Source organism: Paenarthrobacter sp. NPDC091669 (assembly GCF_044756725.1).
Classification (GTDB): Bacteria; Actinomycetota; Actinomycetes; order Actinomycetales; family Micrococcaceae; genus Arthrobacter; species Arthrobacter bambusae_C.
On the sequence record NZ_JBIVTK010000002.1, the window covers coordinates 143,774 to 168,762 of the forward strand.

Below are 24,989 nucleotides of genomic sequence, written 5' to 3' on the forward strand. Positions count from 1 at the left end.
AAGTTACCCAGCTCACAATTGCAATTTGTCTTCCAGAATACCCATTCCAGAAAAGGGCTTCCATGATTCAGCCGAAAGCTGGATACGAAACAAGGCTGGGGAACATACTGGAAGCACATAGTGGCTAGAGAAGGACGGACCAATGACGATCCACGCAGACCACTCTGCGCCGGAAACGGCTGTAGAGGACCACGCTGCTGACGTTCGGACAAAATTCGGCATCAGCGTTGAGGACTACATGCTCCCCGCCCGGCACCAGATCCAAATGGTGAACCCGGACGGCACCCTCCGCTCCCATGACGAGCAGGGCACCGAGCCTGGCCACGAGTACCCCACGCCCAGCGATGCTGAATTGATGGCCGCTTACGAGCAACTCGTCGTCGGACGTCGCGTCAACGACCAGAACTCGGCACTGGTCCGGCAGGGCCGTATGGCCGTCTACCCCTCAAGCCACGGCCAGGAAGCCTGCCAGGTTGCAGCTGCCATGTGCCTCAGCGAAGGTGACTGGCTGTTCCCCACGTACCGCGACGCCGTCGCCGTCATGACCCGCGGGGTGGACCCCGTTGAGGTGATGACCATCTTCCGCGGCGACTGGCACGGCGGGTACGACCCCACAGAGCGCAACGTCGGCATCCAGTGCACCCCTCTGACCACGCAGCTGCTTCACGCCGTCGGTGTGGCCCATGCCGCCAAGCTGCGCGGTGAAAACACGGTAGTGATGGCCATGTGTGGCGACGGCGCCACCAGCGAAGGCGACTTCCACGAGGCCCTGAACTTCGCTGCAGTTTTCCACCTGCCTGTCATCTTCTTCGTGCAGAACAACAAGTACGCCATCTCCGTACCGCTCAGCCACCAGTCCGTGGCGCCGTCGCTGGCCCACAAGGCTGTGGGCTACGGCATGGCCGGTGAGCGCGTCGACGGCAACGACCTGGTCGCACTGCTCGCCGTGATGGACCGAGCGGTGAAGCTGGCCCGCGAAGGATCAGGACCGCTCCTGATCGAGGCCCACACCTACCGCATGCAGGCCCACACCAACGCCGACGACGCCACCCGCTACCGTCCGGACAGCGAAGTCGCCGAATGGCAGGCCAAGGATCCGCTGGCGCGCATGAAGTCGTACCTCACGGACAAGGGGCTGCTGGACGAAGAGGCAGGCAACAGGATTGCTGCGCACGCAGAAGACGTCGCCACCCAGCTCCGCGAGGGCCTGGGCGAGGATGTCCCGGTCCAGCCCCTGGACCTCTTCAAGTACGTCTTCGCCAAGCAAACGCCGCAGCTGAAAGAACAGTCCGAACTGCTCGCCAGCGAACTCGCACGAGAGGAGAGCGCAAAATGACCGTCACCACCACCGTTAACGGAAACGTCAGCGCAGCCACCGCCAGCGCCGCCGCGTCCGCCGCGGCCACTGCCGAAGCCACCGGCCCGCAGAGCCTCACCATGGCCAAAGCGCTCAACACCGCCATGGCCGATGCCATGCGCGCCGATTCCTCCGTCCTGGTCTTCGGCGAGGATGTCGGCATGTTGGGTGGCGTCTTCCGCATCACCGACGGACTCATGGCCGAATTCGGCGAACAACGCTGCTTCGACACCCCGCTGGCCGAGTCCGGCATCGTCGGTATGGCCGTGGGTATGGCCATCAACGGCATGCGCCCCGTCATCGAGATGCAGTTCGACGCGTTCGCCTACCCGGCCTTCGAACAGATCGTCAGCCACGTCGCCAAAATGCACAACCGCACCAAGGGCAAGCTCAAAATGCCCATGGTCATCCGTGTTCCCTACGCCGGCGGCATTGGGGGAGTGGAGCACCACTGCGACTCTTCCGAGTCCTACTACGCGCACACCGCCGGCCTGAAGGTCTACACCCCGGCCACCGTGGCCGACGGTTACCGGATGCTCCGCGAAGCCATCGACTCCGATGACCCCGTGATGTTCATGGAACCCAAGAAGCTCTACTGGTCCAAGGACCAGGTGGACCTGGGCGCCCTCCGAGCAGAGCACGACGCCGGTACCTCCACCGAGGGCCGCGCAGCCGTTGCCCGTCCCGGCACGGACGCGACACTCATCGCCTATGGCCCGTCTGTCCCTACCGCGCTCGCCGCAGCAGCGGCCGCCGCAGAAGAAGGACGCTCGCTGGAAGTCATCGACGTCCGTACTCTCGTCCCCTTCGATGATGAAACCGTCTGCGCGTCCGTGCGCAAGACTGGACGCGCCGTCGTGATTGCCGAAGCCCATGGATTCGCGTCCGTGTCCTCCGAAATCGTGGCCCGCGTCCAGGAGCGTGCGTTCCACTACCTCGCCGCGCCGATCCTCCGTGTGACCGGCTTCGACGTCCCGTTCCCGTCTCCCAAGCTGGAGCACTACTACCTGCCAAGCGTCGACCGCATCCTCGACGCCGTCGACGACCTTCAATGGGAGGACTGACCATGAGCTCAGATATGCAGGTTTTCAAACTGCCCGACCTGGGGGAAGGCCTCACCGAGGCCGAACTGGTGAACTGGCTCGTTGCCGTGGGCGACGAGATTGTGGTTGACCAGCCCATCGCCGAGGTTGAGACCGCCAAGTCCATGGTTGAGGTGCCCTCGCCTTACGCCGGCACCGTTGCCGAGCTGCACGGTGAAGCCGGTCAAACGCTCGACGTCGGCAAGCCGCTGATCTCGATTGCTCGCGCTGGTTCTTCGGCGGCTGCGCCCGCTGCCGATCCTGTTCCTGCTCCGGCTGGTTCTGTTGATCCTTCGCCGGTGTCCTCGGGCCTTGACGTTTCGCCGGCCGTGGAAGCTGCTGCCGAGACCTACCGGACGGAAGAGAAGGCCGGCTCCGGCAACGTACTGATTGGGTACGGTACGCCAGGGGGAGCGACCAGTGGCCGGACGCGTCCGCGGAAGGCGAGTGTCGGCGTCGGTGCTTCCGCCGTTTCCGTGGCTGAGCCCGCTGCTGAGCCTTCCCCTGAGCCGGCGATGGAGCCGGCTGTGGCGGGGACGCGCATCCCTGGCAAGCTCAGTGCTGTCATCTCTCCGCTCGTGCGGAAGATGGCGCGCGACCATGGGGTTTCCCTCGACGCGATTGAGGGTTCCGGTTCCAGTGGGCTGATCATGCGCCGGGATGTGGAGGCGGCGATTACTTCTCCTTCCGTTGCTGTTCCTGCCTCGGCTCCTACTCCGGTACCCGCTTCTGTTGATGCGGGCGCAGTCGACGGCCGGACTGGTTTGGCTGTCTCGGCACGGACGCCTGTTCGTGGGGTCCGCAAGGCTGTGGCCGCGAACATGACCCGAAGCCGTTCGGAGATCCCCGAAGCCACGGTGTGGGTGGACGTGGACGCTACCGCCTTGCTGGAAATGCGGGCCGAGCTGAAGAAGCGTGCACCGCACGATACCCCTGGTTTGCTGGCCTTCATTGCTCGCTTTGTCACGGCTGGGTTAAAAAAATACCCGGCTCTGAACACGCGCTTTGAAACTGCGTCGGACGGCTCGCAAGAGATCGTCGGTTTCGACGGCATCAACCTCGGCTTCGCCGCCCAGACCGACCGCGGACTCGTGGTCCCGTCCGTGCGGAATGCACATGAGCTGAGTGCCCGCGAACTGGACGCAGAGATCCGCCGACTCACCGCCGTCGCGCGTGACGGAAAGGCGACCCCCACAGAACTGGGCTCGGGCACCTTCACGCTCAACAACTACGGTGTGTTCGGCGTGGATGGTTCCGCAGCGATCATCAACTACCCCGAGGTAGCGATGCTGGGTGTGGGTCGCATCATTGATAAGCCATGGGTGGTCAACGGTGAGCTGGCCGTCCGCAAGGTCACCGAACTGACCTTGGCCTTCGACCACCGCGTGTGCGACGGCGAAACCGCGGCCGGTTTCCTCCGATACGTGGCTGACGCCATCGAGAACCCGGGTGGAGCGCTCGCGGACATGTAACCCCCGCACCCTCTCTCACATCCCGCGGGCTTGAGCCGGACGCTCTCTCACTTCCCTCGGGCTTGAGCCGGGCGCTCCATCACATCGGTGGCTCTTCCCAATTAAGGGAATAGCCACCGATGTTTTTTATGAACCGCTGGCGCTCATGCCGGAGAGCGTTAGCCCTCGGTAATTGCGTTTGCCCTGAGTCAGTTCTCCCACTTCTTTGAATACGCTCCCGGCATCTGAGGTGTCGCCGCTCGAAATTGGACGGATACCGATGGCATTGAGCAGATCCTGGTCTCCAGAGGGTGTGGCTGGACTGCGGTAGTTCTTAACGATGATGAAGAAATGATGCGACAACGTGGCCCCCGGCTGTTGGGGATCTGTCCACTTCACGCCAAACCCTCCGGCTTCGCCGTAGCCCACAGAGTTCTCGCTCGAGAATGCCTTACAGCTCGGGCCTGATTCGAAGGACTGGGCAACTTGAATGCGTTTATCCTCGCGTGCCGGCGCTACTCCGGCCCCGGAGTATTTCTCAAGGTCCAGTCCTGAACTGGAAATGATGGCCCTCATGCTGACTGCTGTGGTGAAGGATTCGGTGGTGACTTTTGCTCCAAGAGCGCCGGGGATGACGGCATCGCGTTGAGGGTCGTAGGCGCAGGTCCCTCCCAAGAGGAAACTGCTCTTCCCGGGGTGAACAACTGTTCCATCAGCTGGAACCGTCACGGTGTCCCATAGGCCGATTGACATCGTGTAGCTGTAGCCGCTGTCGTTGGCGAATTTCCAGTCCATGGTGTGGGGCGCTGGAGAGATGATTTCAGGCTGTGGGGCGATCGACGGCGTGACTGCTGGCGTAGTTGGAACTGGCGGTACCGACGAGGAACTCGCACTTGGCGGTACGGTCGAGTCAAACGCCGGCAAAGGTTGGCCTACCGGGACTGCACTCGCTGAGCACCCCGAAAGTGCGACGGCTGCGGCTAGTACTGGGATCGATAGAAGCTTGTTGCCCATGAGCTTTACCTTCTCCGGAGTCATTTCTTGGGGGATGGGTTTTGTGAGCAAGCAATCCGGGGGCTGCCCCAGACGTTATGACCGTCTTTCTGGGTTCGTAGGTCCAGAAGCTCCAAACGATTGCCGCCGGTTACATCCACCGTCAGCTCAGTCGGCTGATCGTAAGGCCCTTTTGACTCCTGGGCCTTCTCAGCTCCGTCAACAAAGACGATGAAGTGGGTGCTTCCGCCAACGTCAGGAGACGAAGCATCCTGACCAACCGAAACCGTGAGCGAGGTACACAGTCCCTTAAGAGCCCACGACGCCGTGTTCATCTTGTTGGTAGAGCTGGAAGGGTAGCTGCCTACGATTGCTTCAGCGAACTTGGTGGTTTGGATGGTGACTCCATCCTCGGTGTTGAATCCGTTTCCCCACGCTGCCGAGGCCACATCCGTGAGCCTGTAGGAGCCAGCCGTGGCGGTTGTAGATCGCGAAGTTGCCGTGGGGCTAGCTGAGACTGATGCGGAAAGTGAGGCAGTCCCGGTCTCCGACGGGGCGCTTGAGGTTGTCTTCGCCGACGTCGATGTTGGAGAAGGGGGAGCCGAGGCGGGAGCCGAATAGCTGGTCGATGCCTCTTCGGCTGACGGTTGCTCGGCCACGTCAGGTGACGGAGCCGCGCAAGCAGTCAACGAGGCAAGCCCGATGAGGGTGACCATGATGATCGCGGTGCGTGACAATTTTGCAGGCATGGGTTTTCTTCTCTCGAGCCTTTGGTTCAGTTTTTGATGAAACGGATTGCCACGGGGTACCGGTAGAGCTGGCCGGCTCCTGCGTTGGTAGCTGCCACGATGGGGAAGATGAAGGCGGAAGCCACGATGACAGTGATGGGTTGGTATGAGCCGAAGAGGTTCCCGGCGAATGCGAAGGCAATACCAACCGGGACTGCCAGGATCACCGTGAGATGAAAGTTGATCGCTTCCAAGGCTTGCTTCCGGGCGAACAGCGATCGCTCCTTCAAAACGAGATATACGACTAAAGGACCCACAATTCCCATCAGCCCACTCAGGTGGGCGAACATGCCCAAGGTGGTTTCGGCTTCGGGCGAAAGTTCCGCATGATGGCTGTTACCCGATAGGGGGGAAGCCTGGATTGGCTGTGCCGACATGACGATCACGACCCTCTCATCTCAGAGTGGCGATCACCGGACTTTCCGGAATCGTATGGCTCTGGCTTCTTGAAGGCTAAGTGCCTGATGTAGTTCAAGCCCCTGGTCCGCGGGAATTGTCACCACAACTGGTGACTGGCGGCGTCATTCAATCCGTGTCGGATTTCCATGAACAGAGCCTCATCGTTTGCGTCCTCGCTGAAGGCCAGGATGGTCACAGCGACGTCAGCGCCTTCAGGGAGGGCACGGCATTTCACGGCTCCGTCCTCAGCGCGATCAAGAGCTCCGATCAGCTGTGCGGTTGCTTCCGCGAGTAAGTCCTCGGGAAGATCCGTGGCACGGTCATCCAAAATATCTACCCGGACCCCTCTTCCTCTGGCGGCTCGGGCTGCGTGCAACACGGCCGGAGTGGCCAATGCCCGCCCGCGAATTTGATCCCGCAGCTCCGCTTCCAAAAGGACACACGCTTCCTGCTCTGCTGGTCCGATTGCCCCCTCAGCGATGCGTTCCAGCATTGGCCGGGTCGCCCTGCTGAGATCCCTCATCCATTCATTTTGAGCAAGGTCACGTGCATTTTGGGTGGCCAGGATCTGGGCCGAAGACTGTTCCTGGTCGGTGAAGGCGGCAGTTTGCCGGGCACAACGCCTGAGGATGAAACTAAGGGCCGTGGCCATACCCATCCATAAGAGCGGAGTGACAACCATTGCAAGCGCCGCATTCAGCGTCAGTTGCTGCGCAAGGGAAGCCACAAAATCGACTACAGCGAAGACACCAATTCCAAACCAGGCGATTCCCTTTCGGCCTCGGAGGGCCACGGTTACCAACAGCATCTGGATTGCCCCGCAATGCCAAGCCGCGTAGCCAGGGTGTGTACCTACGGGCAGCGCACTTTTGACGAGAACCTCAATAATGACGACGCCGACAGTTGCCGCCCAAGCGGACGCCACGCCAAGCGGCCGCTGGGCGTCCGAGATGGAAACGACGACTATGACGGCAACACAAATGACCATCGCAGCCAGTGTCTGTGTGGCTGACGTGACTCGATGCAGATTCGCAAGGCCAAGAACTATGTGGACCACGGGATAAGGAATGCTGCAAGCGAGGATGACACGACGCGATATGGTTCTATCCACGGCCGCCAGATCCTTCACGCCACGTCAATCGCACCGTCGTCCCGTGTTTCGAGGAAGATATTTGGGCTTCGCCGTGGGCTTCGGTCATCCGCTGAATGATCGAAACACGAACGCCTAACCTGCGCGGCGACACTTGGGATACTTCGAAGCCTGGTCCCTGATCTGATATCTCCACAACAACTTCCCGGTTGGGCGCTCGCTGTGACTGATCAAACCTGACAGCTACGTGCGCCGGGGTTCCTGAAGCATGGATGCTGCTGTTCCTGACCGCTTCTGTGGTGGCTTGAATGATGGCACGCGCAGAACCGAGGGGGAGGAATTCAATCGGATCCCGTCCCAGTCCGCAGGTGAAGTCAGGAGAGTAGTGGGATGTGGCTGCCTGGAGTCTGTTCACAAATTCTTCACGACTTATGGACGTGCTGTCGTCCGCGCGCCCAGACATAATCGCACCGAGCTCGGCCAACGCCAATTTCGCCGCTTTACGGGCCGCATCAAATACTTCCTGGGAGCGTGCCTGGGCCGCGACTATCAGCGTGGCCATCACCGTGTCATGGATCAGCCCGTCCAGCCGGGACCTTTCCGTTCTTATCGCTTCGGATCGGGCTACCTCTCCAAATCTATCTACAGCCCTCACTGCAGCCCGGTCAGAAGCCGACGCCGCGTCACGGAGAGCAGACATCAACGTGACGATGACAATTCCTAGTGCCAGAGACAGGAGGCCATCCTGCGCTGAGTCATACCAATCCCGTGTGTTGCCGTATCCCGTTGCCGGTACCAGCACGAGCATCGTGCTGAAAAGTACGTTGTAGAAGGTTGCTGCTGCAGGACGGACGGAGACTGCTGCCAGAGCAACACCTATGGATGCTGCCCCGTTTGACCAAGGCTTGGACTCAACCTGGCTGCCATCTCCGATCAGGCCGAAATGCCAAAGCGCGAAGCCGCAAAATATCAGGGCAGCCGCAGCTCCGGCACTGACTTTGATCCGCGCCAAAGACCGGCGAATCATCAGCGTTCCAAGGATGGTAATCGGGATTCCCACCATGAAGGTCAGATCCCAAAGGGGCGAGTGCAGCGGAATTTGAGACACAATCTCGGGAAGAGCCAAGCAGTATAAAACCAGAGCCACCAAGCCAGAGCAGCGGGCAACAAGGTACTCGATGTTCGCCCTGGAGTACGGTTGGTTCCCCGTGCGGACGTTTGTCTGGGTCAACGCGTATCCTCCAAACTATTGTCCGAAGACTATCCGGAGGCTCCAAGGAATTTCAGGAGGGATCCGCCCTTCACGTTTTTCGTCATCAGAACAGGTGACACGGTTGGTTCCCACCGGTCTGCCTAGTCTCGTCCATGCGGCGGTGTGTAGAGGCCGTCCTCCACGGCTCGATGATAAAGCTCGAGCTTGGAGGCCGCTGGACGGTTGGCAGCCGCATACTTCTCCCGGATGCGCCTTATGTTCGTTCCCACGGTATTGGGGGAGACGTTCATCCTGGATGCGGTCTGGGATCTTGTAAATCCTGCCGCGTACAAGCGGAGAGTCTCCCGCTCGCGGTCGCTGAGCTGAGCCGCGACGAACTCACGGTCACCGTCAATGGCGGCAGCCAGTTCCTGATTGTCAATGGTCTTGCCAAGAGCAACCTGCCGGATCAGTTCCAGGGTCTGGCGTATGTTTTCTGACTTTCGGGAGACCCCCGAAGCTCCGGCGGCTAATGCCTCCCGCAAATCCTCTTGTCTGTCCCCAACGCTGAACACCAGCACGGGGTACCCTGCCGCAAGTAGTCGGCGGACGTTATCCCGGGGGCGTGACCCATCGGCTAGTGACATGTCCAAGGCAACTACGTCAAAAGCCGTATGCCCCCCGGATAAAAGAGAATTCACAGTGTCTGCCAGGCGAACTGCAACGACTGGAACTTCGGCAGTCTTGGCGTCCAACGATGCGGCCGCTGCAAACCCTATTCGGACTGCTTCATGGTCATCAACCACTCCAACCTTCACCACACGACGATTCAAACCAGCCCCCTCGTATTGCTGCCCTGACTCTTTTGACGTCAGCATATGTTTGTCACGTGAGCTACGGCAGACGACTCGGGCTGAAGTGGAGTATCACTTTGAACGCTTGAAAGTATGGGCCGATGGGCGGGTCATCATTTGTGGTGACATTCAGCTCTGCAGCGGTTCCCCATGATTCGCGTGGACTCATAGTTTGAACCACTTCCGCAATCTGCGGTTCATTCTTTCCGAAGGGAACTTAGCCATGGAAACTACACACGAGTTCAACGGAATCGCTGTGCGGCAATCCGGAGTTTCGGCCGCCAAACGTGCTGGGCTGTTGGCACTGGCTGTGATGTTTGTTGCCGGGCTGACATCGTGCGGCACCCCTGGAGCCAACACCAACTGTAAGGACTTCAACGCCATGAAGTCCGGGGACCAGACCAACGTCATCAAGAAGATCTACGCAGATAAGGGCGAGACGAATCCCAGCGCCCTCAAAGTTACTGCTTACAAGCTTTCGGCCAAGGCCTACTGCCAAGTGAAGCCATCGGATGCGAAGCTTAGCGGCATGTCGGGCTAGCTTGAGCAGCTGAATCGATGGGACTCGAGATCACGGGCAGCACCCGGATGGTCCCCAACTATGCTGGCTCGGCATGCCGGGAATCGGCCGCTTTCTGATCGTGCAGACGACTGTATTCAGTCTTCGAGGCCAAAGAACGTGGAAACTTGCTCATCACCAGATCAGTTGCCGGACCTGTACACGATCGAGTCGAAAACGGCGCGCGCCTCTCTCGTCAGCTCCGGATTGATCGATTCGTGGAATTGGACCACCCAGCTCACAGCGCGCTTGCCGTTCAAGTCCACCACCCGGTAGGTTTCGCGCTCAGCGGCGCTCGAGTACCAGCGTGTGCATTCGTTTGAAAATTCTGAGTGGATGCAGAACTTGCCGCGGTCGCAGGCTGTGGTATCCACGTCGCCCTTGACGGAGTGGTCGAACTCGAAGCCGGAGTAATCACCCACCTTGACCTTGACGGGAGGGGTGCTCGCCGTTGATGTCTGCGCCGTCAACGCGTCGACGAAGTCGTTAACCGAAGGATCGATCTCGACGAGCGCGCCCTCCCAAGCGCATGCGTCCGTCGGCACATAGTCGGCGGGCCACCAACCCACGTAGACCCCCCATTCATCCGGGTGATTCGGGTCGTCCTTGGCCACACCATCGCCGTCGTCAGTCGACCAACCGGCTGGGACGGTGATCTCGAAGGGCGCCGAGTAGCCCTTGACGAGGACGCGGTAGGTGCCGGCGTCGATGTCGCCACTCTCCGGCAGCAGCGGGACCGTTCGAGGGTCGCCACCGTCCGGCAGTGCCGGGGTCGTGCGAGCCTCCGTTGTCGAAAAACTTGAGGACGGGAGGGAGACGTTGTCGGGCTTGGATTCGCACCCACTGAGACATCCAATGAGTGCGATAACCAGCAAGGGTAAGAGATAGCGCCATCGCTGAGTGGCCAGTTCAAGGGGTGTCATGGAGCTCTTCGATCCACCAAGCCGCTTTAGGGTACTGCGAGTCCCCGCAGCTCAGTGGCCTCGCGGGCGGCCCCAGACCGGATGCCGTCGCCTCAAGTCTCCTCCGGCGCAGAACCCATGACAATAAGAGCTGCAAGGAGATCAGTGTCGACGCATGCAATCCCAGGAAAATGACAGGAGTGCGCTGATCAGGCGGTTGGTACCGACCCACAGGCGGGCCTCCCATTCCGGGCGGCCCGTCTGTTGGCCCGCGTACGCCATGACCTTCGCAATGTACGGGTCGGAACTCGTAAACACGCGCTTGGGTCGAGAAGAGCTGACAAGTCTTGACGCCGCACTTGCATTTTGCAAGTATGGGCCGCATGAGCCTTTTTATCACCTGCCCAGTTGACAGCGTCCAGCGTGCGACCGCCTTCTATGCCGCTCTCGGCTGGACCCTGAATACCGAGATGTCCGATCACAACGTGTCGTGTTTCGCGATCGCGCCTGAGCAATACGTCATGCTGGGCAGTCGCGAGATGTACGCGAGCGTCGGCGGCGCCGAGGAACTGGTGGGCGGACCCGACACCCCCTCGAAAGTTACGGTCTCATTCGACCTCGGCAGTCGCGAAGCGGTGGACGAACTCATCGAACGCGCAGGCGCCGCCGGCGGCCGGATCGGTGACACCGACGACTACCCCTTCATGTACCAGCGCCAGTTCGATGACCCCGACGGCTACCACTACTCGCCGTTTTGGATGAAGCCTGAAGCCGATCCGGCTGCGTGAGCAATCTCGCCGCAGCCCTCGACGTCGTCGGAGCACGGTGGGCCCTGCTTATCGTGGAACGGCTGCTCGACGGACCACAGCGTTACGGCGATCTGCAGCGCGACCTGGGAGTGCCGACCAACATACTCGCCACGCGCCTGCGCGAGCTTGAGGCCGCCGGCGTACTTTCCCGCCTGCCACTCCGGCACAACACCAGGGCCTACGCGCTGACCGATAAAGGGCTCGCCTTGCGCGAGGCGATCGTCGCGCTGGAACGCTGGGGCAGCGGGTAAGGGCCCGGAGGCGCCCCCGGAAACCTAGGCGTCCAGACACCGTAATTGGAACCTTGGGATGCTTAATCCTGCCGAACAGGCTGCTGCAGCTCGGTCACCCAGTCGGACTGATCCTCTGAAATCGCGCGGACGTAAAGTTCGCGGCACGGCCCTGAGTGGACAAGCCCTCGAGCGAAGATCTCAGCGTGGAGCGCTTGCCAGCTTTCGGCAATGTGCTCCATGGAGCCGAGATGGACGCCGCAAACGGCATTTTCAACAGCGGGCAGCTCGACGATCTCGAAGCCGTCGCGGGCGGCTCCCGTGTAGGCGTAGCCGGCGATGATTTGCAGGCCGTCTTCAACCGTCTCGTACAACGCGACAGGCGTCTCCAGAGTTCCACGCTCACCGCCGATGATCCGGGATACGGCGTCAAAGGAGGGCCCCACGACACTTGCGACTTCGGGTTGGTCTGCTACGACCGTGCGGCGGGCTGCGAGGCGGATAGCGGGCAGGGGCTTCTCAATGATCTCGATCTGGGACATCTGGTTCTCTTTCTCGATGAGATGGAGCCGCCGTTGCACGTCGACGAGGCGGCCAGCAGCGATCCGGTGTTCCTGCTCAACCTCTGCCCGGCGAATCCGCAACAGGGCTGCGATGCGATCGGCCTCGACCCCCTGGTCAAGAATCGACGAAATGTCGTTCAGGCCGAACCCGAGCTGGCGCAGTGCAACGATTCGATGCAGACGCTCAAGCTGAGAGGGATCATAGGATCGGTAACCGCTGAACTCGTCAACGTGGGCTGGCACGAGCAGACCTGCGGTGTCCCAATGCCGCAGCATCCGGTGGGTCACCTGCCCGATCTGCGCGAAGGCTCCGATGGATAACATGACTCAGTTCTCTCGCCTTCCACAGTGTCAGAGTCAAGTATCGCCCGACGCCGATCGCTTTCGACGCCTTGGTCGGAGAAGATCAGGCGGTGAATGCTCCCGGCGTTGTACCCAGAACGCGCCGGAAATGCCGGGTGAGGTGCGACTGATCATGGAAGCCTGCCTCTACTGCTGCAACAGAAGCCGGGTGACCGTCCACCAGCAGGCGTCGGGCGCGGTCCACGCGGCGCCCCGTGACGTAGCGGTAAGGGGCGATGCCGTAAGCCTTGGAAAATGCGCGCACCAGGTGGCTCGGGTGCGCACCCAGTAATTGAGCCGCTTCGGCAATGGTGAAGGACTCGAACAGCCGGTCATCCAGCATCTCGCGCAGTTGGCGGGCCAGGGGAGAGTCGCGCACCGGCGCCGACGGTGTCCCGAGGTGTATACGTACGGATTCCCGGAGAGCCAGAACGCCGCTTTCGGCCTCCATGGCGTCCGCCGGGGAGGTGAGCGCCGTGTGGATGCCGGTCACGGTTGCCACGGTCTGCGGATCCAGCAGCAGTGGTTGCGCCACTGCCGCCTCCGCTGCCTTGGCAGGCAGCCAGTCCTCGCTCAGGTACAGGACCCGCTTACGGAATGATTCACCCCCGACGGCGGATCGACCGTCGTGCGGGACATGCGGGGGGGAGCAGGGTGATTGAGGCGGGAACCGCCTGATGCTCGGTGCGCCCAAGGTCGTACGTCACTGCACCCTTGTCGATCAGAAGCACAGTCCAGTCCTCATGGGTATGGGACGGGTAGCTGTGGTCCTCGAACGTTGCATGCAGCACCTCGCGCACGTATGGCACGGCCGGATGCCATGCCTGCACTGAGTTGCCCATGCAAGAAATGTACAAGACGGCCATTCCTGCCGGCGGCCATGCTTAGAATCATGCAGGAAAACTCCACATCAGTTATTGATTCCCCTTCCCCCGCAACCGGCCGCTTTGACACAAAAATAGTGGTAGTCCTTAGCGACGATCTTTTGCCGTGGCAAGAGCTCAACGTGACGGCTTTCCTCATGAGTGCCATTGCCACCAGTGCCCCCGGCCTGACGGGGGAGCCCTACCAGGATCGGGACGGAAACAGCTACCTTCCCATGCTTCGCCAGCCCGTTCTGGTTCTTAGGGCCGGACAGGAACTTCTGGCAGCAGCGCGGGAGCGGGCGATCTCCCGCGAAGTTCCCGTCGCCTTGTACACCCGTGACCTCTTTTCCACGGGCCACGATGAGGCCAATCGCGCAGCGGTGGCGGCCGTTGCTGCCTCGGATCTGGATCTCGTGGGAATGGCCCTCCGCGGACCACGGAACGTTTTTGATCGGATCGTCAAGGGCGCACGAATGCATGCATGAAACGCCCGACGCCCGGAGTGATGACATCAAGAGAAAGAGCTGACCACCATGACCGATTCCGTTCGCAACATCAATGCCGCCCTTAGTTCGATCTCGGAGCGTTGGCAGCCGCACCGGCTGATCAGCATCAATGACTATGACGTAAAGGTGGTGAAGATCCAGGGGGAGTTCGTCTGGCACACCCACCCTGATACCGATGAACTGTTCATGGTCGTCAGTGGCAATCTCACCATTCAACTTCGCGATGGCGATGTGGAGCTCGGGCCGAACGACATTTACGTGGTCCCGAAGGGAACCGAGCACTGCCCCAAGGCCGAAAACGAAGTTCAGGCACTGCTGTTCGAGCCAAAAGGTACAGTCAACACTGGCGACGTTGGTGGTGACATGACCGCTGGACTGCGTGAACTGAGCTGAAAACCATGGGTTCCCCGCCGGCGTCGAGTAGGTCCTTCTCGGGGCGATTTCGCGGAAGCTGTAACAACCTGCGATTCATACACCGAACAGCCGGGAGTCAGCTTACAATTCCTTGGGGGTCAACTGGTGGTCTCCAGTTGCCCGCAATCAGCCGCTCAGGGTTGGTCGCGACGTCCCAAGGATGCCCCTGATGGTTAAAGACTCCCGAACCCGGTCCCTGAGAGCTGCAGGTCTGGCGCTCACTACTCTTCTGATCGGCGGTGGCCTGGCAGTCCAGCCGGCCGCAGCAGACACCCTGGATATTGTTCCCGCGGGGCCGCAGGTGCTGAAGCCCGCCACCGAATCTCCCACAGATCAGTTCATTGTGGGGATGAAGGACGCCACGGCCCAGTCCGCCGACAAAGCAGTGCGCGATGTTGCCGGCAAAGCGGCGAGCCCGCTCGGTGCTGTGGCCGAGACCTCCCGCCAGAACGCTGCGGGCGGGCATGTCATCAAGCTCGACAAGCCGCTTTCCGCTGCGGAGTCAGCGCTTTTCGTCAAAACGCTGCGCAGCGATCCCGCCATTGCCTACGCAGAGCCGGATGACATCATGCATGCCACCGCGGATGCCACTGACCCGGGCTTCCCGGATCAGTGGAACCTGAAGGGTCCTGCCAGCATCAATGCTGCCGGCGCCTGGGACTACGTCCAGGGCGAGAACGTTGTTGTTGCGGTGGTGGACAGCGGAATCACCCGGCACGAGGATCTGGACGGGAACGTCCTGCCTGGTTATGACATGATCTCCTACGCCGAGGATGCCCGGGACGGCGACGGCCGCGATCCGGACCCCACTGACCAAGGTGACTGGGAACCGGCCGGTGTATGCGAGGTGGGAAGCCCCGCCCAAAATTCGTCGTGGCACGGCACCCATGTCGCCGGAATTGTCGCTGCGGTTACCAACAACGGACAGGGCATCACGGGCGTTGCGCCTTACTCACAGATCCTGCCCGTTCGGGCCATGAGCTATTGCGGCGGATACACCTCTGACATCGCTGATTCCATCATCTGGGCCGCCGGCGGGACCGTTACCGGAGCGCCGGTCAACCCCAACCCGGCCCGCGTGATCAACCTCAGCCTCGGCGGTATCAAGCCCTGCTCGGCGACCTACCAAAACGCCATTAATTTCGCCCGCAACGCCGGTGCCGTAGTTGTGGTGTCGGCAGGAAACTCCAACCGTCCCGCTGCCGATGCAAGCCCGGCCAACTGCGACAACGTCATCACCGTGGCCGCCAGCAACGCTTCCGGCGGCCGCGCGCAGTACTCAAACTATGGCAGTGCAGTGGACGTCACTGCCCCTGGCGGCGACATGAGCCAGGCTGCCAAAAACGGAATCCTGTCTACGTTCAACTTCGGAAAAACCACCAGCGCCGGATCTGCCTACGCCTGGATGCAGGGAACTTCCATGGCGGCACCTCAGGTCGCTGGGCTGGCGGCGTTGCTGATCTCGGCCGAGGGCAGCAGCCTCACACCAGCTCAGGTGGAGCAGCAATTGAAAGCAACCTCAAGGCCTCTTCCGGCGGGGTGCCCGGCTGGCTGCGGGGCAGGCCTTGTCGATGCCAACAAGGCACTGAGCACCTACGGCGGGACGGCCCCGGTTAACAGGAGGAAGATCACCGATTTCGACGGCGACTCCCGCAGCGACGTCCTGGCGCGCGACTCCAGCGGCCGGTTGTGGCTCTACGCAGGCAACGGCTACCGCGGTTGGCTTGCCAGCCGTCAGATCGGTTCGGGCTGGAATGGCATGACCGCTATCGAGGCTCCCGGTGACTTCGATGGCGACGGCAACGCCGACGTCCTGGCCCGCGATTCCAGCGGCCGGTTGTGGCTCTACCCGGGCAACGGTTCCGGTGGCTGGCTTGCTGCCCGCCAAATCGGCTCGGGCTGGAACGTCATGACTGCCATTGAAGCCCCCGGTGACTTCAATGGGGACTACAAGACCGATGTGATTGCCCGCGACTCCGCAGGTGTCCTCTGGCTGTACCCGGGCAATGGTTCCGGTGGTTGGCTCCCTGCCCGTCAGATCGGTCAGGGCTGGAACGTCATGACCGCCATTGAGGGCGTGGGTGACTTCAACGGAGACGGCAAAGCCGACGTCGTGGCCCGCAACGGCTCTGGCGCACTTCTGCTCTACCCGGGCAACGGTTCCGGTGGTTGGCTTCCCGCTGGCCAGATCGGTCAAGGCTGGAACATCATGACCGCCATCGAATCTCCGGGCGACTTCAACGGAGACGGCACCGTGGACCTTTTGGGTCGGGCCAGCAACGGCGACCTGGTTCTTTACGGCGGCAACGGTTCAGGCGGCTGGATCTATGCCACTCAAGTAGGATCCGGCTGGAACATCATGACTGCCATCCTCTGAAGCACTGCACGTAAATCAGTGCGCCGCGATAGTGCGGGTTCCGCGCCCTCCCAGCTTTCCGTGGGTAGAGTAGAGGCCTGAACATCGCCGGATTGCACTGTAAACGGAGAATCAATTGTCAGCTTGGCTAGAACTCGGTCCCAACAACTTCGTCCTGGAAACCGAGGGGTCCTTACTGAACACGGGGCTCGTGGTGGGCTCTGAACTCGCTATGGTCATCGACACCGGCTGTGGCCCCCGCCAAGGCCGGGAGATCCTCGCAGCAGTGCGCGAAAAGACCCAGCTTCCTCTGGTGGTTGTGAACACCCACGCCCACTACGACCACTACTTCGGCAACGCCGTTTTCGCGGACGACGGCGTCACGGAGTTTTGGGCGCACGCCAACTGTGCGGCGGCTATCGAGAAAGACGCCGACAACCAGCGGCGCTTCGTGGCTACCAACGAACCTGAGATGGCAGCGGGGGAGGGTGACGCCGTCGACATCGTAGTTCCCAACGCTTTGGTCCATGACCAGCCCGTACTGGTGGACCTCGGGGGGATCACTGCCACGCTCTTCTACCTGGGCCGTGCCCACACCGACGGCGACCTCTTGGTGGGCACCAGCACCACTCTCTACGTTGGCGATCTGGTGGAGCAGGGTGCGCATCCGTCGTTCGAGGACTCATACCCCGAAGAGTGGGCTGATGCTTTGCGGCATATCTCCGCCCTCCGCCATCGCTATGAATTCCTGGTTCCCGGCCACGGCAAACCTGCCAGCGACGAGTTCGTGAAGACCATGGCAGACACCATGGGCACAGCGGTCCGGCAAGCCACGCAGTCCATCCGGGACATGCCATCAGACGCAACCAAGGCGATTCCGGTCCTTCCTTATGGCCCCGAACAGTCCCGATGGTTCATCAAACGGCTTCAAGAAACCAACGCCCAGGGACGGTCGTCGCTGGGAACCCCTGACTTTGGGCCAGGGAAAACAGGTTCGTACCCTTCGTAGCAAGGCTCCTTACAAATTCGTCATCTTGTTTACTCCCAGCCATGGACTATTGGGCAAGTCCAGTCCTAGGATGAAGGCGACCATTCGGTTCGCGACTACCTGGGGGTGTCGAGATGAAGGGCACACGCGTCTTTCCGCGTGCTACCAACATTCTCCGCTCAGTCATGATCGCTGGAGCCGGAACGGCACTCTGGGTGACACTCTCCGCAACAGCTGCGAGTGCCGACACCGGAGCCGCAGATAACCACTCACTTCTTGGCGAAGTGACGTCCACTTTGTCACCTGTTGCAGAAGTAACGGCCCCGCAGTCTTCGGCTCCCTCAGTCAGCGTTCCCGTCCCAAATGTTGCGCTGCCCGCTCCCGTGAAGGCGGTAGTGCCAGCGCAGCCGGCTTCCGTTCGGGTTCCAGCAGTAACGCCCATCGTGGAGCACGTGGGAGGGGCCGCAGGAGAAACTGTCGGAACCGTTCTGGAGGCAGTCGCTGTCCCCGTGACGGAAACCGTGGATCACACTGTCGTTGCAGTTGTTCCTCCGGTCAACGAGGCCCTGAGACCTATTGCCCTGGAACCCGTCACCGACGTCACCAACCCCATCGTTCAGCCGATCATTGACGTGGTTGACGACGTTGCTGACAAGGTCCTGCCCCCTGTCGGCTCCGTCGCCGCGCCGGTTCTGCCGCCTCTGCCTGGAGGTGTCGTACCCTTACCTCCGGCAGCACCTTCGGGAGATGCACCACCGGGTGTTGGCACTCTGCCAGCTTCCGGCGTCGTAAGTTCACAGCAGGGGACGGCCCCGACCGAAAGTGATGTGGAGGTACCTGCAGCGGCAGGAACCGTGCCAGCCACCCGTGCCATTGCTTCGGGTACTGCCACGATGGCGTCGCCGGTTCTGTCCATCTCCCGTGTGTTGGGTTCTGCAAGCTCAGAACAGGCCGTCGGAGCTGGGGCTGCCCAGGACCCTGCGGATCCCGCAGGCTTTCCGGCCGGCCCCGAATCAGTGCCGGCCGGACTCGCAGGCACTGGCTCGGGGAACTCCCAGAACGGCCCCCCGAGCCCCGCCGCGGCATACCTGCATGGTGCACTGATCATTCCCGCGGATTCCCTCACTGACCTGGAGACGGTCAGCGATGAACACCATCCAAAGCCGGTTTCATTCGATCCCGGCTCCTCTCCTGACTAGTTCCCCAGCCCCGCTGCGCGACAAAACGCAGCCGACGGCAATTCAGGCGCTCCGTCAACGGACGCCTTTGGGAACAAGACTTTCAGGAGAAGATCACCATGAACAGGACCCTTCGCAAGTGCCTGATCGGCACATGCTTTGCCGGGGGCATGATTGTCCTCAGCGCAACCACGGCCAATGCCGCGGACACCACGTCCGGCAAGGACGGACTCCTTTCGGGGACGCAGGTCATAGCGCCAGTAACAGCGCCGATTTCAACTGGCGCCACCTCACTGGGACTGTTGGGGGATTCAGCAGCTACGGCGTCCGCGCCGGGAACTGCTGGAGGTTCGGGCCACGCGCCTGCCGCTACCACCAATGGCTCCAACAGCATCGGCTCCGGGACGCAAGTAGTCGCCCCGGTCACGGTGCCCATAAACCTGGGCTCGTCGTCAGTGGGTCTGCTGGGGGGCTCCACTGCGGCGAGCCCAGCCACACCTGCCGCACCAGCAGCGGCAACAGGTTCGACGCCGGCGGCCGGGACCAGCGGTTCCGGCGGCATCGCCTCGGGAACCCAAGTGGTAGCACCGGTGACGGTTCCCATCACGGTGGGGTCGACGTCGGCCGGTGTTTTGGGGGACTCATCAGCCACCACTGCACCTGCGGCATCAGCTCCAGCACCAGCAGCTCCTGCGCCTGCTCAAGCGCCGGCGCAGGCAACAACGTCGGGGGGAGAGTCAATCGCATCCGGCGCTCAGGTAGTGGCTCCGATAGCGGTCCCTGTTAACATCGGAGCCACTGCTGTGGGTGTAGCTGGGGAATCTGCAGCCACGTCCGGTTCTTCCGCGCCTGCTGCTCCGGCTGCTCCTGCCGGGACGTCTTCGGGTGCTTCCACCAGTGGTGCAGATGGTGTTGCTTCGGGCACGCAGGTGGTTGCTCCGATTACGGCTCCGGTGAATCTGGGTTCTACGTCGGTAGGTGTGCTGGGTGATTCTTCGGCCACGAGCTCCGGTACCAGTGGTGCTGCTGCTCCTGCTGGCACTGCGGGCGGCAGCACTACCTCCGGCAATGGCGGAATTCTCTCGGGCACGCAGCTGATCATTCCGATTACCGCACCGGTCACCGTAGGGTCCACCTCCGTAGGTGTAGGGGGCGGCTCGACTGGAACGGTGACCCCGCCGGTTGTGGCTCCTCCGGTAGTGAACCCGCCGGTTGTGGCTCCTCCGGTAGTGAACCCGCCCGTGGTTACCCCGCCGGTTGTCACTCCTCCGGTAGTAACCCCGCCGTCTGTGAACCCGCCTGTTGGTGGCGGACTTATCCTCGGTGGTAACACAGACATCATCACCGCAGGAGTCGGCACCCAAGCCGGCACCGTTGTATCTCTTGGTTCTACTAAGGGTGCGATGACCGCGGCAGCCTCCACCGCCGTCGGGAGCTCTAACGCACTGGCCAATACCGGACTGAACGGCATCGCCGTTATCTGGGCGGGCGCCATGCTCCTGATGGGTCTCCTCTTGGCGGCAGGTAGCCGCCGGAAGGAAGCAGTCAACCGCCGGTAGTCCTCGGCACGCAATCCCGCTCGGCATGTAGTTTGTTGCGGCTCCGTACCCAGGGGCCGCAACAAACTGCGGAGCGCACTGGTCTAAGGGCGCCCATTGCACAACGTAATGCTGGCCCTGACCTCAGTAATCGCAGTCCTAGGATGAAAGGGATGACCAAGACCCAGACAAACCAAACGTTCAGCCTTCGCAGCGTTGCGCTTCCGGCCTTCGGGCCCGCGTTGCTGTTCTGTATTGGTGAAGGGGCGGTGCTGCCGGTCATCGCGCTCTCAGCACGTGACCTCGGGGCGTCCGTGGCAGTTTCCGCGCTGATCGTGACGCTGATTGGACTGGGATCCTGGATCTTCAACATTCCGGCGTCGATCATCACGGAGAAGTTCGGCGAACGATGGTCGATCGTCGGGGCCGGCGCCTTAGGCGCAATAGCGCTCGGTGCGGCAGCGTTTGCACCTCAAATGGAGCACGGCCTGTGGCTGCTGGCGGCTTCGATGACGCTGGTGGGTATGTCGGCCAGCGTCTTCAACCTTGCCCGGCAGAAGTTCCTCACAGAAGCGGTCCCGGTTCTCTATCGCGCACGGGCACTGTCCACATTGGGCGGCGTGACCAGGATCGGTCTCTTCATCGGACCCTTCGTTGGGGCCGGCGTCATGCAGTTCGCGGGCATCAGCGGCGCATACTGGGTGGGCTTTGCGGGCATGATGGCGGCCGCAGCTTTGTCCCTCACCATCCCGGATCTGGTGGCTCCGGACACGTCCGACGGCGGCACTCGCCCTCCGGCGTCCACGCTGCGGAGCGTCGCGGCCTCCCATGCGGGCGTGTTCCTGACCGTAGGGTTCGGGATTCTGCTGTTGAGTGCCTTGCGTGCCTCGCGTCAGGTGGTCATCCCGTTGTGGGCGGATCACTTAGGGCTCGACGCCACGCATGCCTCCCTGCTGTTCGGCCTGTCGGGTGCGATCGACATGCTGGTGTTCTACCCTGCTGGAAAGCTCATGGACCGGAAAGGCCGCCAATGGGTGGCCATCCCCTCCACAGTGATCATGGGGTCGGCCTTGATCCTGATCCCCTTCACCGCAGGGTTTGTGCCGCTGCTGCTGGTTGCACTGCTGATCGGGTTCGGCAACGGCATTAGTTCAGGACTCATTATGACGCTGGGGGCCGACTTCTCGCCGGACAACGGCCGCAGCCACTTTTTGGGCATTTGGCGCTTCATAGCTGACTCTGGCGGAACCGGGGGACCGGTGCTGCTTTCCGGGCTGACAGCCGCCATCTCACTGTCCGCAGGGATCTGGGCCACAGGCGTACTGGGCTTCGCAGCCGCAGTGGTGTTCGCCGTCGCAATTCCAAGATTGAAACACCGGCGGAATTACTGAACCTTCTGCCGCAGTAAGAAGCCTGGCAACCACCAACGGCCGCAGGACAACCCCTCTGAGGGTTGCCCTGCGGCCGTTCGTTGTTCAGATGGGTTCAGGTGAGGGAACTGCTAGCGGACTGCCTGGTTGCCCTTGAATTCGAGCTTCAGGTTGCCCGTGCCCTTCGCGGTGCCGTTCACCGCGGACTGGGTTTCAGCGAAGACCAGCGTGGAGTGGGCAATGGCGTCGGCCATCTGTTCGAGGACCGTTGCGTCGATGTTGTCTATGTCATCGCAGGCCTGGTGGTAGCAGGGGTCATAGGCAACCCCTGCCGTGCCGCCGTAGATTGCCGCCTGCTCCGCCGTCTTGATCTCTTCGGCGCCGGTGAAGAGGCCTCCGGCCGGAATGCCGTTTTCAATGAAACCGAAGTAGTCGGAGCGGCCATCAAACTCTGTAGGCTCCGTTGGCAGGCCTTGCGAGGCGAAGTAGTCCAGGAAGACTTTCTCGATCAGCGCCGAACCGTTGGGGCCGGCAGTGCCGAGCGGTTGGCCGTCGCCGTCGTAGACAAACCGGACCGGGTTGGGAGATGCCACCATGTCGAAGTTGAGGTTGAGCGCATGGTTCTTGAGATCAGTCTTGCTCAGCTCCGAAATGTAGTAGTCGGAGCCAATCAGGCCGTCTTCCTCACCGCTCCACCACGCGAAGCGCACGCGGTTCTCCGGGGATATTCCGAGCGCCGCGAACTGCAGTGCGGTTTCCAGGATGGCGGCGGAGCCGGACCCATTGTCGTTGATGCCCGGGCCTTCAGCCACTGAGTCCAAGTGGGCCCCCACCACGACCGTCCGGTCTGCACGTCCGGTTGTATCGGCCAGGACGTTGAAGGTCTCGATCGGCTGGGTGTCGCCCTCCACCTCGATGCGCACCGTGGCTCCTGAAAGACCGGCCAATTCCTCTCCCACGGCAAAGCTTGCGCCAACCGTTGGGACCGTCACTGCGGGGTTGTCGGCCGTGGGTGCGCCGAGGGTTCCATCCACCCTGCCCAGCCGATCATCGGCGTCGCCCTGGTTGAAGATGATCACGCCCGCTGCCCCCGCAGCTTGGGCGTTCACGGCCTTGGTGTTGAAGGGACAGGTGCCACGCTGAATAAGTGCGATACTTCCGGCCACAAATCCGGTGAAGTCGGTAGCCTCGCAACCACTGGTTGAGGCACGGTCGCCCGTGAGATTGATATCCACCGGCGTCACCGTCCCCGTGACGCTACCGAAGCCGGAGTAGGACATCGCAGCGAAATCGTCCTCGGTGTATGTCCTTGGGGTTGGCGTAAGCCGCTCAAAAGCTTCACCCGTCAGGTTGAACTTGAGGTATTCGAAATACTGTCGTTGTGTCACGAACCCTGCGGCTTCAAGCTGATCCTCGATGTACTCCGCCGAGGCCACATGGCCCGCCGTACCGGCAGATCGCGTGCCGCCATTGGCATCAGCGATCGCTTGAAGTTCTTCGAGGTGGCCGATGATGGCTTCCGCAGTGACTGCGTCGCGAAGGGCCTGGGTGTCCGTCCCCTTGGCAGCCAGTGCGGGTGGCGTTATGGCCACGGCAAGAATGGCGAACGTTGCCACTCCTGCCGCGAGGGCAGAGGTTCGGTTTTCAATGCGTGGTTTGTGCTTTGTATGCATCTCATGCATCTCCCTGTGGGGACCCGGTAATTGGGTGGCCGGGTGCGGTAGCGCAGAATCTACCCCTCAGGAGTCCGCTGGTGAAGGCTTGTTTTTTGCGCCGGTCAGGCTTAGACGCGCTCAGCCGGCCGTGGCGTCTTCCATGCCCGGTCCGGGACCTTGCCGGTAACAAGTGCCACGGCGACCACCAACAGGACCAAACCCCATGTCGCATTGGTGACATCAAGGGCCTGCCTCATCACCACGAAGGGCGGGATGATCGCCAGGACGGTTCCAGCTGCGATACGCCACAAGGGCGGCCGCGAAGCACCGGGAGCCAGCGCAGTGCCGGCAAGTTCCAAGCGGACCAGGGGCGTGGAGACCAGCAACACCAGCGCCCACGCTGCAATGTAGAAGAGAGGACGGCTCAGCCACCACTCGGTGCTGGCTGGCTCAGGGAACGGCAGCCGCAGGACCAGTGCGATCCCGAACAAGGCAATGATCAACGGCAGGTGCCACAGGTAGATGGTCATGGCCCGGCTGCCCACCACGAACATCACCTTCTGCACCCAGCCCACCTGCACGCACCACTGCAACATCGGGTACACGGCTTTGACCAGGAAAACATGCGCCAGGCCCACCAACACCAGCGGGAACATGGGCGGGTTCTGGCTGGTCAGCATATCCACGGGGTAGGGACCGGCACCCGTCAGCGGGACCAGCGCTCCATAACAAGCAACCGCGGCCAGGACCAGCTTCCAGCGGGCAAACCGGTCAAAGAAGCCATCGGCGTAGAAGAACCCCAGCTGCTGCAGCAGCCCCCACACGAACACCATGTTCAGCAGCCCGATCGGATTTGAGTCGAAACCCCACGGGTTGTGCTCCAAGCCCAAGCGAACAACATCAACGACGACGGCGCCCGCGGCCAGCGCTGCGACGGTCCGGTACGGTGCCAGGCCGTGGAGCTTCGCCATGGTAGGAACCATCGCCTGGCAGATCAGGTATGCAGCCAGGAACCACAACTGAACTCCCGCGCCCGCAGCGATAACGGTAAGAAGGTCGCCCGGGACGCCGGCCGCCGTCGCGCTCCACAGCGCAATGGTGAGGAAGGCGTAGAGGGCGACCGTAGGACGAACCAGTCGGAGCACGCGGTTCCGGAGGTAATCGCCGGCGTCTCCGCCCTTGCGTTGCAGGCTCCGCCACGAGGTGAGCGACGCGAAGCCGCCCACCACAAAGAAGAGCGGCATGACCTGGCCGAACCACGTCCCCTGCGCGAACCAGCTCAAGGACGTCAAGGGATTCCCTACCCCAATACCGGAGGAGTCCACGCTGATGCCCATCATGAGCAGGTGGACGGCCACTACGGCAAACATGCAGGCGACGCGAATGAAGTCGACCACGAGATCGCGGGACGCCGGGACGTGTGCGGTAGCGGGCTTGCTGCTTGAGGCGGGCGTGAAGGTGGAAGACATGGGTGCTCCTGGGAAGTTGCCTTGTTTATCCAACGAGT

At 61.8% G+C, this 24,989-nt stretch carries 26 protein-coding genes and 1 pseudogene; 14 read left to right on the forward strand and 13 right to left on the reverse strand.

Annotated features, from left to right (window positions below):
* Window positions 1-142 precede the first annotated feature (142 nt).
* From pdhA to ACIQLI_RS03610, 3 genes are read left to right on the forward strand one after another with little or no spacing between them, the layout of a single operon-like run.
* On the forward strand, window positions 143-1,336 hold the full coding sequence (pdhA, locus tag ACIQLI_RS03600) for a pyruvate dehydrogenase (acetyl-transferring) E1 component subunit alpha (RefSeq protein ID WP_400385094.1): 1,194 nt from the start codon (window positions 143-145) through the stop codon (window positions 1,334-1,336).
* Window positions 1,333-2,421, forward strand: coding sequence for an alpha-ketoacid dehydrogenase subunit beta (locus tag ACIQLI_RS03605; protein ID WP_142938199.1), 1,089 nt, complete (start codon window positions 1,333-1,335; stop codon window positions 2,419-2,421). The genes pdhA and ACIQLI_RS03605 overlap by 4 nt, the downstream gene beginning before the upstream one ends.
* 2 nt (window positions 2,422-2,423) lie before the next feature.
* Window positions 2,424-3,911: a dihydrolipoamide acetyltransferase family protein gene (locus ACIQLI_RS03610; protein WP_400385098.1), complete on the forward strand. Its 1,488-nt coding sequence runs from the start codon at window positions 2,424-2,426 to the stop codon at window positions 3,909-3,911.
* A gap of 126 nt (window positions 3,912-4,037) precedes the next feature.
* Here ACIQLI_RS03610 and ACIQLI_RS03615 read toward each other — a convergent pair whose 3' ends face one another.
* Both ACIQLI_RS03615 and ACIQLI_RS03620 read right to left on the reverse strand, forming a co-directional pair.
* Window positions 4,038-4,685 carry a hypothetical protein gene (locus ACIQLI_RS03615; RefSeq protein WP_400385101.1) on the reverse strand — a complete coding sequence of 216 codons (648 nt, stop codon included), beginning with the start codon at window positions 4,683-4,685 and terminating at the stop codon, window positions 4,038-4,040.
* A gap of 239 nt (window positions 4,686-4,924) precedes the next feature.
* Window positions 4,925-5,332, reverse strand: coding sequence for an NPCBM/NEW2 domain-containing protein (locus ACIQLI_RS03620; protein ID WP_024817787.1), 408 nt, complete (start codon window positions 5,330-5,332; stop codon window positions 4,925-4,927).
* Between the two features lie 25 nt (window positions 5,333-5,357).
* Here ACIQLI_RS03620 and ACIQLI_RS03625 point away from each other — a divergent pair, with 25 nt between their 5' ends.
* Window positions 5,358-5,504, forward strand: coding sequence for a hypothetical protein (locus ACIQLI_RS03625; protein ID WP_400385104.1), 147 nt, complete (start codon window positions 5,358-5,360; stop codon window positions 5,502-5,504).
* Window positions 5,505-5,658: 154 nt separating this feature from the next.
* On the opposite strand, the gene ACIQLI_RS03630 is transcribed toward ACIQLI_RS03625, so the two are convergent.
* From ACIQLI_RS03630 to ACIQLI_RS03645, 4 genes are all read right to left on the reverse strand, one after another.
* Window positions 5,659-6,048, reverse strand: coding sequence for a DUF4870 domain-containing protein (locus ACIQLI_RS03630; RefSeq protein WP_400385107.1), 390 nt, complete (start codon window positions 6,046-6,048; stop codon window positions 5,659-5,661).
* 119 nt (window positions 6,049-6,167) lie between these two features.
* Window positions 6,168-7,181: a hypothetical protein gene (locus ACIQLI_RS03635; protein WP_400385110.1), complete on the reverse strand. Its 1,014-nt coding sequence runs from the start codon at window positions 7,179-7,181 to the stop codon at window positions 6,168-6,170.
* Window positions 7,174-8,223, reverse strand: coding sequence for an ATP-binding protein (locus tag ACIQLI_RS03640; RefSeq protein ID WP_354229689.1), 1,050 nt, complete (start codon window positions 8,221-8,223; stop codon window positions 7,174-7,176). Before ACIQLI_RS03640 ends, ACIQLI_RS03635 begins: the two co-directional genes overlap by 8 nt.
* A gap of 290 nt (window positions 8,224-8,513) precedes the next feature.
* The gene (locus tag ACIQLI_RS03645) at window positions 8,514-9,173 is read right to left on the reverse strand and encodes a DNA-binding response regulator (RefSeq protein WP_400385113.1); all 660 of its coding nucleotides are present in this window, start codon (window positions 9,171-9,173) and stop codon (window positions 8,514-8,516) included.
* A gap of 256 nt (window positions 9,174-9,429) precedes the next feature.
* On the opposite strand from ACIQLI_RS03645, the gene ACIQLI_RS03650 reads away from it, so the two are divergent.
* Window positions 9,430-9,747, forward strand: a complete 318-nt coding sequence (locus ACIQLI_RS03650; protein ID WP_400385116.1) for a hypothetical protein — start codon at window positions 9,430-9,432, stop codon at window positions 9,745-9,747.
* A 161-nt stretch (window positions 9,748-9,908) separates the two neighbouring features.
* On the opposite strand, the gene ACIQLI_RS03655 is transcribed toward ACIQLI_RS03650, so the two are convergent.
* A complete protein-coding gene (locus tag ACIQLI_RS03655; RefSeq protein ID WP_400385119.1) occupies window positions 9,909-10,688 on the reverse strand; it encodes a hypothetical protein in 780 nt (259 codons plus the stop codon).
* Window positions 10,689-11,050: 362 nt separating this feature from the next.
* Here ACIQLI_RS03655 and ACIQLI_RS03660 point away from each other — a divergent pair, with 362 nt between their 5' ends.
* Together ACIQLI_RS03660 and ACIQLI_RS03665 are read left to right on the forward strand one after the other, a co-directional pair.
* Window positions 11,051-11,455 (forward strand): VOC family protein, encoded by a 405-nt coding sequence (locus ACIQLI_RS03660; RefSeq protein WP_400385122.1) that lies wholly within the window; start codon window positions 11,051-11,053, stop codon window positions 11,453-11,455.
* The gene (locus ACIQLI_RS03665; protein ID WP_354229699.1) at window positions 11,452-11,727 is read left to right on the forward strand and encodes a helix-turn-helix domain-containing protein; all 276 of its coding nucleotides are present in this window, start codon (window positions 11,452-11,454) and stop codon (window positions 11,725-11,727) included. Before ACIQLI_RS03660 ends, ACIQLI_RS03665 begins: the two co-directional genes overlap by 4 nt.
* A 62-nt stretch (window positions 11,728-11,789) precedes the next feature.
* Here ACIQLI_RS03665 and ACIQLI_RS03670 read toward each other — a convergent pair whose 3' ends face one another.
* The 4 genes and pseudogenes from ACIQLI_RS03670 to ACIQLI_RS03685 all read right to left on the reverse strand — a co-directional run bounded on the left by ACIQLI_RS03670 (window position 11,790) and on the right by ACIQLI_RS03685 (window position 13,477).
* Window positions 11,790-12,248, reverse strand: a complete 459-nt coding sequence (locus tag ACIQLI_RS03670) for a GyrI-like domain-containing protein (RefSeq protein ID WP_400385830.1) — start codon at window positions 12,246-12,248, stop codon at window positions 11,790-11,792.
* 192 nt (window positions 12,249-12,440) lie between these two features.
* Window positions 12,441-12,593, reverse strand: a pseudogene (locus ACIQLI_RS03675) (MerR family transcriptional regulator); the annotation flags it as partial.
* A gap of 82 nt (window positions 12,594-12,675) precedes the next feature.
* Window positions 12,676-13,146, reverse strand: coding sequence for a helix-turn-helix transcriptional regulator (locus ACIQLI_RS03680; RefSeq protein WP_400385125.1), 471 nt, complete (start codon window positions 13,144-13,146; stop codon window positions 12,676-12,678).
* 67 nt (window positions 13,147-13,213) lie between these two features.
* Window positions 13,214-13,477 (reverse strand): AraC family ligand binding domain-containing protein, encoded by a 264-nt coding sequence (locus ACIQLI_RS03685; RefSeq protein ID WP_400385132.1) that lies wholly within the window; start codon window positions 13,475-13,477, stop codon window positions 13,214-13,216.
* A gap of 14 nt (window positions 13,478-13,491) precedes the next feature.
* Here ACIQLI_RS03685 and ACIQLI_RS03690 point away from each other — a divergent pair, with 14 nt between their 5' ends.
* The 7 genes from ACIQLI_RS03690 to ACIQLI_RS03720 all read left to right on the forward strand — a co-directional run bounded on the left by ACIQLI_RS03690 (window position 13,492) and on the right by ACIQLI_RS03720 (window position 21,848).
* Window positions 13,492-13,962 (forward strand): DUF2000 family protein, encoded by a 471-nt coding sequence (locus tag ACIQLI_RS03690; RefSeq protein ID WP_400385134.1) that lies wholly within the window; start codon window positions 13,492-13,494, stop codon window positions 13,960-13,962.
* A gap of 48 nt (window positions 13,963-14,010) precedes the next feature.
* A complete protein-coding gene (locus tag ACIQLI_RS03695; protein ID WP_400385137.1) occupies window positions 14,011-14,376 on the forward strand; it encodes a cupin domain-containing protein in 366 nt (121 codons plus the stop codon).
* A gap of 190 nt (window positions 14,377-14,566) precedes the next feature.
* Window positions 14,567-16,774 carry a S8 family serine peptidase gene (locus tag ACIQLI_RS03700; RefSeq protein ID WP_400385140.1) on the forward strand — a complete coding sequence of 736 codons (2,208 nt, stop codon included), beginning with the start codon at window positions 14,567-14,569 and terminating at the stop codon, window positions 16,772-16,774.
* Between the two features lie 115 nt (window positions 16,775-16,889).
* Window positions 16,890-17,762 (forward strand): MBL fold metallo-hydrolase, encoded by an 873-nt coding sequence (locus tag ACIQLI_RS03705; protein WP_400385143.1) that lies wholly within the window; start codon window positions 16,890-16,892, stop codon window positions 17,760-17,762.
* A gap of 113 nt (window positions 17,763-17,875) precedes the next feature.
* Window positions 17,876-18,940 (forward strand): hypothetical protein, encoded by a 1,065-nt coding sequence (locus ACIQLI_RS03710; RefSeq protein WP_400385146.1) that lies wholly within the window; start codon window positions 17,876-17,878, stop codon window positions 18,938-18,940.
* 98 nt (window positions 18,941-19,038) lie between these two features.
* Window positions 19,039-20,478, forward strand: coding sequence for a cell wall anchor protein (locus ACIQLI_RS03715; RefSeq protein ID WP_400385149.1), 1,440 nt, complete (start codon window positions 19,039-19,041; stop codon window positions 20,476-20,478).
* A 152-nt stretch (window positions 20,479-20,630) separates the two neighbouring features.
* A complete protein-coding gene (locus ACIQLI_RS03720; RefSeq protein WP_400385152.1) occupies window positions 20,631-21,848 on the forward strand; it encodes an MFS transporter in 1,218 nt (405 codons plus the stop codon).
* A gap of 110 nt (window positions 21,849-21,958) precedes the next feature.
* Here ACIQLI_RS03720 and ACIQLI_RS03725 read toward each other — a convergent pair whose 3' ends face one another.
* Window positions 21,959-23,500, reverse strand: coding sequence for a M28 family peptidase (locus ACIQLI_RS03725; protein WP_400385155.1), 1,542 nt, complete (start codon window positions 23,498-23,500; stop codon window positions 21,959-21,961).
* Between the two features lie 110 nt (window positions 23,501-23,610).
* Window positions 23,611-24,951 (reverse strand): acyltransferase, encoded by a 1,341-nt coding sequence (locus tag ACIQLI_RS03730; RefSeq protein WP_400385158.1) that lies wholly within the window; start codon window positions 24,949-24,951, stop codon window positions 23,611-23,613.
* Window positions 24,952-24,989: the final 38 nt, after the last annotated feature.